Annotated in this window: 4 protein-coding genes, 1 tRNA gene and 1 pseudogene (1 of these 6 running past the window's edge); 5 read left to right on the plus strand and 1 reads right to left on the minus strand. The window is 39.5% G+C overall.

Features of this window, described 5'->3' with window-relative positions:
• The 4 genes and pseudogenes from A2294_03395 to A2294_03410 form a co-directional block, all read left to right on the plus strand.
• Nucleotides 1-456: pseudogene (locus A2294_03395) on the plus strand (phenylalanine--tRNA ligase subunit alpha); it begins 576 nt to the left of the window's first position.
• 5 nt (nucleotides 457-461) lie between these two features.
• Nucleotides 462-2,903 carry a phenylalanine--tRNA ligase subunit beta gene (locus A2294_03400; GenBank protein ID OGH85988.1) on the plus strand — a complete coding sequence of 814 codons (2,442 nt, stop codon included), beginning with the start codon at nucleotides 462-464 and terminating at the stop codon, nucleotides 2,901-2,903.
• 65 nt (nucleotides 2,904-2,968) lie between these two features.
• On the plus strand, nucleotides 2,969-3,289 hold the full coding sequence (locus A2294_03405; protein OGH85989.1) for a hypothetical protein: 321 nt from the start codon (nucleotides 2,969-2,971) through the stop codon (nucleotides 3,287-3,289).
• Nucleotides 3,290-3,448: 159 nt separating this feature from the next.
• Nucleotides 3,449-6,907, plus strand: a complete 3,459-nt coding sequence (locus A2294_03410; GenBank protein OGH85990.1) for a DNA polymerase III subunit alpha — start codon at nucleotides 3,449-3,451, stop codon at nucleotides 6,905-6,907.
• Between the two features lie 38 nt (nucleotides 6,908-6,945).
• Here the strand turns inward: A2294_03410 and A2294_03415 are convergent, their stop codons facing one another.
• Nucleotides 6,946-8,016, minus strand: a complete 1,071-nt coding sequence (locus A2294_03415; protein ID OGH85991.1) for a tRNA (adenosine(37)-N6)-threonylcarbamoyltransferase complex transferase subunit TsaD — start codon at nucleotides 8,014-8,016, stop codon at nucleotides 6,946-6,948.
• A gap of 135 nt (nucleotides 8,017-8,151) precedes the next feature.
• Here A2294_03415 and A2294_03420 point away from each other — a divergent pair.
• Nucleotides 8,152-8,226 (plus strand) — tRNA-Glu (locus A2294_03420).
• The last annotated feature ends 82 nt before the right edge of the window (nucleotides 8,227-8,308 follow it).

Here is an 8,308-nt window from a genome sequence, read left to right on the forward strand (position 1 = left end):
GTGGTGCCGGGCCGCTGTTTTAGAAATGAATCCACTGATGCCGCGCACGAACACACTTTTTATCAACTAGAAGGTTTGGTAGTGGATAAAAATATCTCTATTAGCCATTTGATTGGTGTAATGAAGGAATTGTTAAAAGGCGTTTTGGGGCGCGAAGTGGAAGTGCGCTTGCGTCCCGGTTTTTTTCCTTTTGTGGAGCCGGGTTTTGAATTGGATATGAAATGTTTGGTTTGCGGCGGAGTAGGTTGCGGCGCTTGCAAACACAGCGGCTGGATAGAAACTTTGCCTTGCGGCTTGGTACACCCGCGCGTTTTGGAATATGGCGACCTTAACCCCAAAGAGTGGAGCGGTTTTGCCTTTGGTTTGGGAATGACGCGTTTGGTTATGCAAAATTATGGCATAGAAGATATTCGTCATTTGCAAGAAGGAGACTTGCGGTTTTTAAAACAATTTTAATATATATGAAAGTAAGTTTAAATTGGCTTAAGAATTATGTGACTTTGCCGGCGGGCACTACTGCGCAGGAGCTGGCGTTAAAATTAACCATGAGTACGGTAGAGGTTGAGGGAGTAGAAGAACAAGGAAAAAATTTAGAGGGTATTGTAGTGGGAAAAGTGCAAAAAGTTTCCGCTCATCCTAACGCAGACAAATTAAAAGTCTGCCAAGTTGATATAGGTGAAAAATTATTGCAAGTGGTTTGCGGTGGCAGTAATGTAAAAGAAAATATGTTAGTGGCCTTGGCCAAAATCGGTAGCCGCGTTAAATGGCACGGAGAAGGGGAATTAATAGAATTAAAGCCTGCGACCATTAGGGGCGTTGATTCCGAAGGGATGATTTGCGCCGCTGAGGAAATTGGTTTGGACGAACGTTTTCCCGCCAAAGAAGAAAAAGAAATTTTAAATTTAAGTTCTTTACATCGCCTTAAGCCGGGAATGACTTTGTCTAAAGCTTTGGGTTTGGATGATACTATTATTGAGATTGATAATAAATCCATGACTAATCGTCCGGATTTATGGGGTCATTATGGATTAAGTAGGGAGATTGCGGCTTTATACAGAAATCGTCTAGCCAAATATAACCCTCCTGAAATCAAACCAGGTAAAGAAAAAAAGATCAGTGTAGAAGTGGAAGATTTTAAAATGTGTCCGCGCTATATGGTTGTAGAAGTTGGTAATGTTAGGGTGGCACCATCTCCACCTTGGCTACAAGAAAAACTTTTGGCCGTTGGTTTGCGTCCTATTAATAATATTGTAGATATTACCAATTATGTGATGTTAGATTTGGGTGAACCCTTGCATGCTTTTGATGCCAATTTATTCAAAGCCGATAAGATTATAGTACGCAAAGCCAAAGACGGCGAAGAATTTATTACTTTAGATCATCAGAAACATAAATCGGATTCTTCTATGTTGATGATTGCGGATAAAGAAAAAGCAGTAGCCTTGGCCGGAGTGATGGGATGTTTAGACAGTGGCATCTCCGCCGAAACCCAAAAAGTTGTTTTTGAAGCTGCTAATTTTGAGGCCTTTACTATTCGCCATACAGCCGTAAAATTAGGGTTGCGTACCGACGCCTCTGCTCGATTTGAAAAAAGTTTAGATCCTAATTTATGCGCCTTGGCTTTAAGAAAAGCCGTTCAACTGACTTTGGAATTATGCCCCGAGGCAGTCGTCACAAGTAATGTGGCTGATGAATCCCATTTTTATTTACAACAAGGGCCAATGGAAATTTCCCTTTCCTTTTTAAATAAAAAAATTGGTTTGGAAATGGATAAAAAACAAGTGGTGGGAATTTTAGAACGTTTGGGTTTTGTAGTTAAAACTAAAAAAGATCTTTTATCTGTGGCAATTCCTACTTGGCGGGCCACCAAAGATATTTCCATCCCGGAAGATTTAGTGGAAGAAGTGGCACGTATTTACGGCTACGATAATATTAAAACCAGCCTGCCTTCATTTTCCATTATTCCGCCGGAGAAAAATATTTTGCGCGGTTTAGAAAATCAAGTGCGCGAATTGCTGGTGCTTAATCAGGGTTATACAGAAGTATATAATTACTCTTTTATCAGCGCCGCTGAAGTGCAAAAATTAGGTGACAAGTTAGAAAATTATGTGGCTCTGGACAATCCTTTATCTAAGGAAAAACCGTTTTTAAGGCGTCACTTGTTAACGAATTTGTTAGAAAATACTGCGCGCAATTTGGAATATGTTGATGAATTAAAAATTTTGGAAATAGGTAAAACTTTTTTACCCGAGAAACCGGGGATAAGAGCCGGTGAAAAGAGTGACGAACTCTTGCCTAGACAAGATTCTTTTTTGAATGCCGTTTTTGCGGCCAAGAAAAACGTCTTTCCTTTTAAAGAAGTTAGAGCGGCGGCGGAAGTTGTCTTGCAAAAATTAGGTTACAAGTGGCAGGCTACGGAGTTGCCGGAAATTTATAATTGGCAGCACCCTACCAGGAGCGTCGGCATTGAGGTGCAAAATGTTTTGGTGGGTCAAATTTATGAAGTTAATCCTTTGATTGTTCAAAATTTTGGTTTGGAAGAAAAGGTGGGGGTGTTGGAAATTAATCTTACCGAGCTGAGTGAAAAAAAACTTGAGCCGGCTGTTTTTGAGCCTGTGCCAATCTATCCAGAAATTGTGCGTGATTTGGCCGTAGTTTTGTCCCAAGAAATTACCCACGCGGAAATTGTTAAAACTATTTTAGAAGTTGATCCTTTGTTAAAAAAGGTGGAACTGTTTGATGTTTACGAAGGGGAGAATATTAAAAAAGATTTCAAAAGCATGGCTTATCATTTAATTTTAGCGAATCAAGAAAGGACTTTAACCGCTAATGAGGCCGAAGAGGCATTAAATAAGGTGATTAAGACTTTGCAAAATAAATTTAAGGCCGAAGTTAGAAGTTAATTTGGCGCTAAATTTTTATTTGTGGTATTATATTATTAATAATAAATTAAAAAGTTTTCAAAATTATGCTTGAAAACAGCAAAGATCTTTTATACATTGTTTTATCTTTCTGCATTTTGTGGCTGACGGTTTTTTTATGCTGGCTGATTTACTACATGGTTTCTATTTTGCGCGGCGCCAGCAATATGATAGAGGAAATGCGTGAGAGATTCCGCGGTATTGAAGATGCTATTCGCGGCATGCGCGATAAAATGGAACACGCTACGGCCAGTTTTGCTTTTGTTTCCGAGGGTATTATTAAATTGATTCAGTATTTTGTGAGTAAGAAAAAGAATGTAGAAGATGAAATTGGAGAAATTGAAGATAAGAAAAAAAGAAAAAGATAAACCATTTGGTTTAGCCCGCCTTTAGTGGCGGGTTTTTTGTTCGGCGTTGTTTTCAGACTTGGTTTAAACAGCGCAAGTTGTAATTTTTTTTAGCTTGCTTTTGCCTCTGGTTTTAGATAAGATAAGTCTATTGCCAAATCCGCTTTTATTAATAATTTTATGACGAATTTTGTCCACCTTCACATCCATTCCCACTATTCTCTTTTGGAAGGCTTGCCTAAGATAGACGAGTTGGTGCGTCATGCCAAAAAACAGGGGATGACAGCTTTGGCTTTAACCGATTATGGCTCAATGTATGGCATTATTGAGTTTTATAAAGAAGCCAAAAAAGCCGGCCTTAACCCCATTTTGGGTTTAGAAGTTTATGTGGCGCTTAATTCACGTTTTGATAAACGTCCTCATTTGGATGAAGAAAATCATCATTTGGTTTTGCTGGCGGAAAATTTAGAAGGTTATAAAAATTTAATGAAAATTTCTACCATCGGGCATTTGGAAGGTTTTTTTGGAGTGCCACGAGTAGATAAAGAAGTTTTAAAAAAATATCACCGGGGAATAATTGCTTTGTCTGGCTGCCGTGAGGGAGAAATAGCTAAACAAATTTGGAAAAATGCGGATAAAAAAAAGGCTCAAGAAATAGCTTTGGAATACCTCTCTATTTTTGGCTCTGATAACTTTTTTTTAGAATTGCAGGACCATGCTGATTTGGAAAATCAAATAGAAATTAATAACGCTTTAATTGAGATTTCTCTACAAACAAAAATTTTCACTGTAGTGACACGCGATGTGCATTATCTGCACCCGGATGATCGTGAAGCTCAGGATATTTTGGTTTGTATTCGCGATGGAAGCAAAGCTTCTGATCCTAATCGGGCTAATTTTTTGCATGTGGATAGATCTTTTTCTTCGGCAGAAGAAATTGCCAGTCGTTTCCAGCATGTACCCGAAGCTTTGGAAAACACAGTCAAAATCGCTCAGCGTTGTAATGTGGAATTAACTTTAGGCAAATGGCATTTTCCGGCTATTAAATTGCCAGAAGGAAAAACTGCCGTAGATGTTTTGCGTGAGCAGGCTAATGTTGGTTTAAGAAGTTTGGTTCAAGGTAATGTTGAAGAAAATCAAAAACGTTTGGATTATGAACTGGATATTATTGCCACCAAGGGTTATGCTCCTTATTTTTTGGCCGTGGCTGATTATGTTAAATGGACCAGGGCACACGAAATTATTGCTACTACCCGCGGTTCGGCCGCCGGTTCCCTGGTTTCTTACTGTATTGGCATTACTTCTGTTAATCCATTATATTTTAAATTGCCTTTTGAGCGTTTTTTAAACCCTTATCGTCCTTCGCCTCCTGATATTGATATGGATTTTGCCGATAATCGTCGTGACGAAACTATTGCTTACGTCACAGAACATTACGGAGCCGATCACGTGGCGCAAATTGTCACTTTTGGTACAATGGCGGCTCGTGGCAGTGTGCGTGATGCCGGTCGTGCTTTAGGTTTGTCTTATACTTTTTGTGATCAAATTTCTAAAATGATTCCCATGGGCACGCAAGGGTTTCCCATGACGCTAAAAAAGGCTTTGGAAATAACTCCGGAACTTTATGCTTTGTATAATGAAAACGGCGATGTGCGGCGTTTGCTTGACTTGGCTCAAAAAATTGAAGGCTGTGCCAGACATACTTCCCAGCATGCCGCCGGTGTGGTTATTTCTCCTACTCCCTTAACCGATTTTACCCCTCTGCAAAAAGAAACTGATGGAGAAAAATTAACCACTCAGTATGAGATGCACGCCGTAGAAGAAGCCGGACTTTTAAAAATGGACTTTTTGGGCGTCCGTAATCTTTCCATTTTAGGTGATGCAGTTAAAATTGTGGAAAAAACCCGCGGTCTCAAAATAGATTTGGCAACCATTCCTTGGGATGACACGGAAACTTATGCCATGCTCGCGCGCGGAGAAACGGGCGGACTTTTTCAGTTAGGTGGTTCAGGTATGACACACTATTTAGAAGAATTAAAACCAACAAGCATTTTTGACATTATGGCTATGGTAGCTCTTTTTCGTCCGGGCCCTATGGAATCTATTCCGGAATTTATCAAACGCAAGCATAATCCTAAATTGATTAAGTATCTTGATCCTAGAATGGCGGATTATTTGGATATGTCTTACGGTGTTATAACTTATCAAGATGATGTTTTGCTAACTGCTATTAACATTGCTGGCTACAACTGGGAAGAGGCTGACAAATTGCGCAAAGCTATGGGCAAAAAAATTCCCGAAGAAATGGCCGCTCAAAAAGAAAAATTTTTGCAAGGCTGTGTTAAAAATGGCTTGAAGCAAGCGCAGGCTAATGAACTGTGGGGTTTGATTGAACCCTTTGCCGCTTACGGGTTTAATAAGGCTCACGCCGCTTCTTACGCCGTGATTGCCTATTATACCGCTTATCTTAAAGCCAAATTTCCTGAAGAATATATGGCGGCTGTGCTTTCGGCGGAAATGGGGGACTTGGATGAAGTGGCCGCTTTGGTTCAAGAGTGCAAAGAGATGGGAATAGAGGTTTTGCCTCCCGATCTTAACGAGAGTTTTGAGAAGTTTGCCGTGGTTCCGCGCCGCAATCCGGAAGACAAACCCAAGATTCGTTTTGGTTTGGAAGCGGTGAAAAATGTAGGTGCACATATTGCTGAAGAAATTATTAAGGAGCGTAAAAAAAATGGCCCTTATCAAAATTTGGAAGATTTTTTGGGTCGGGTACAGGATAAAGATTTAAATAAAAAATCTTTGGAAAGCTTAATTAAATGCGGAGCGCTGGACAGGTTTGGCGAGCGCGGAATTTTGTTAAACAACATCGAAATTTTAACCGCTTTTAACAAAGATTCACAAAGGGAGAAGACTAATAATCAGGCCCAGCTTTTTGATGCCGCCCATTTTGGCGTCCGGAAGATTAACCTTAAGCCGGCTCTGCCAATTTCTAAAGAGGAACGTTTATCTTGGGAAAAAGAATTGATCGGTCTGTATATTTCTGAACATCCCTTTAATGAATTAGCTAAAATTTTGGGTCGTGGCTTTGCCCGTTTAGCTAACATTTTTAAAAGGCAGGGGACCGGAACGTGGGTAGCGGCCTGCGGAATGATTGGCAACACTAAAACAATTATTACTAAGAAAGGCTCTACCATGCTTTTTGTTAATTTGGAAGATGGGACCGGCCAGGCCGAAATAGTTGTTTTTCCCAAAATTTATGAACAATTTAAAAAGGTTTTATTAAACGGAGAAAAAGTTTGTATCTTGGGAAAGTATTCCGATCGCGAGGGTGAGAAAAAAATTATTGCAGAAAAAGCGGAAAAATTAACTTTAGAAAACGCTTTGGAATTGAAGCGTCGTTTTGCCGATTATTTGATAAAAGGAGTCAGTGATGAAGAAAAGGAAGAAGAGGCTTTAGTTATAAAAATAACCGGCAATTTATCTCCGGAAAAAGTTAAAAAACTTAAAGAATTGTTTCTTGTGGCGGCCGGTACTACGCCGGTAGTAATTGAGGCACAAGGAAAAATAATCGCCACTCCTTACAAAATTTTGCGCAGTGAAGATTTAGAAAAAAAGATAAAAGAAGTTGTGGGGGGTTAGCGGTATTTTTTTGGTTGAGTAGAGGGCTATTAAAAATTTTAAATCAATTCCCATTCGGAGTTGATTTTTATTTTTTTCCAGTCGGTGAATTTTTTGTTTTTGGCATTAAAAAGTCCGGCGGCGGCAATCATAGCGGCATTGTCGCCGCAGAAATTTTTAGGTATAGGCCAAAAAGTGATTTGTGGAGCTGATTTTTTAAATAATTTTTGGAGTTGGTTTTGCAGTTCTTGGTTAGCGGCCACTCCGCCTCCGGTTAATAATGTTTTGACTTGATATTTTTGGGCCGCTCGCAGAGTTTTGGCAATAATTACGTCAATGGCGGCCTGCTCAAAAGAGGCGCAAATATTGGCGATGATGGAATCATCATTCTTAGATTGTTGAGGAACTTTTTGCCAATGATATAAGACAGCTGTTTTTAAACCGGAAAAACTAAAATTAAAATCAGATGTTTCCAGCATAGGCCGGGGAAATTTAATTGCATCCCTTTTGCCTTGAAGAGCCCATTTGGCCACTTGTTGTCCGCCGGGATAGGGGAGGCCTAAAATTTTGCCCACTTTATCAAAGCATTCACCGACAGCGTCATCTTTTGTTTGTCCAATCAGTTTATATTTTCCAAAATTTTTCATTAAAATAAGCTCGGTGTGGCCGCCGGAAATTATTAAACAAAGCGCCGGAAAAATTTTAGAAATGGTGCTGATTTTTTTATTCAAAAAATTGGCATAAATATGGCCTTCCAGATGATTAACGGCTACCAGGGGCTTGTTCCAGGCGTAGGCAAGAGCCCGTGCTGTTTCTACTCCAACTAAAAGAGCGGTGGCTAAACCTGGTCCGGCAGTGACGGCAATGACATCAGGTTTTTGTATTTTGTCATTCTGAGCGAAATAAAGTGAAGCCGAAGAATTTTTTTCTTTTAAAATTTCGGTTATCAAAGGAATTATTTTTTCCACGTGACGCCTGGCCGCTACTTCCGGTACTACGCCGCCGTATTTTTGATGAATTTTAATTTGCGAATAAATTAAATTTTTAACTATTTTTAAAAAACCGTTTTTTTCTTCAATCACGGCTACGGAAGTCTCATCGCAAGATGTTTCTATACCTAAAATTTTCATAGTTTTTATGGATCTTTCCTATAATGTTGCTATTTTAAGATATTTTAAGATAAAAGTAAAGGAAAAACAGGCTTAACGGCAAAACTTGACGGACCTTTTTTTTTACAGTATAATACTTTCATTAGTTTAAATTACGGCCCGTTCGTCTAGTGGTTAGGACATCAGGTTTTCATCCTGGTAACAGGGGTCCGATTCCCCTACGGGCTACCACGATAACACTTTCCTGAAATAAGGAGGTGTTTTTGTTTAAAATTGTACCAACAAATTGCCTGGCGATACGAAGGGTGTCCCA

Source organism: Candidatus Magasanikbacteria bacterium RIFOXYB2_FULL_38_10 (assembly GCA_001783145.1).
In the GTDB taxonomy this organism is placed as follows: domain Bacteria; phylum Patescibacteriota; class Patescibacteriia; order Magasanikbacterales; family UBA10003; genus GWC2-40-17.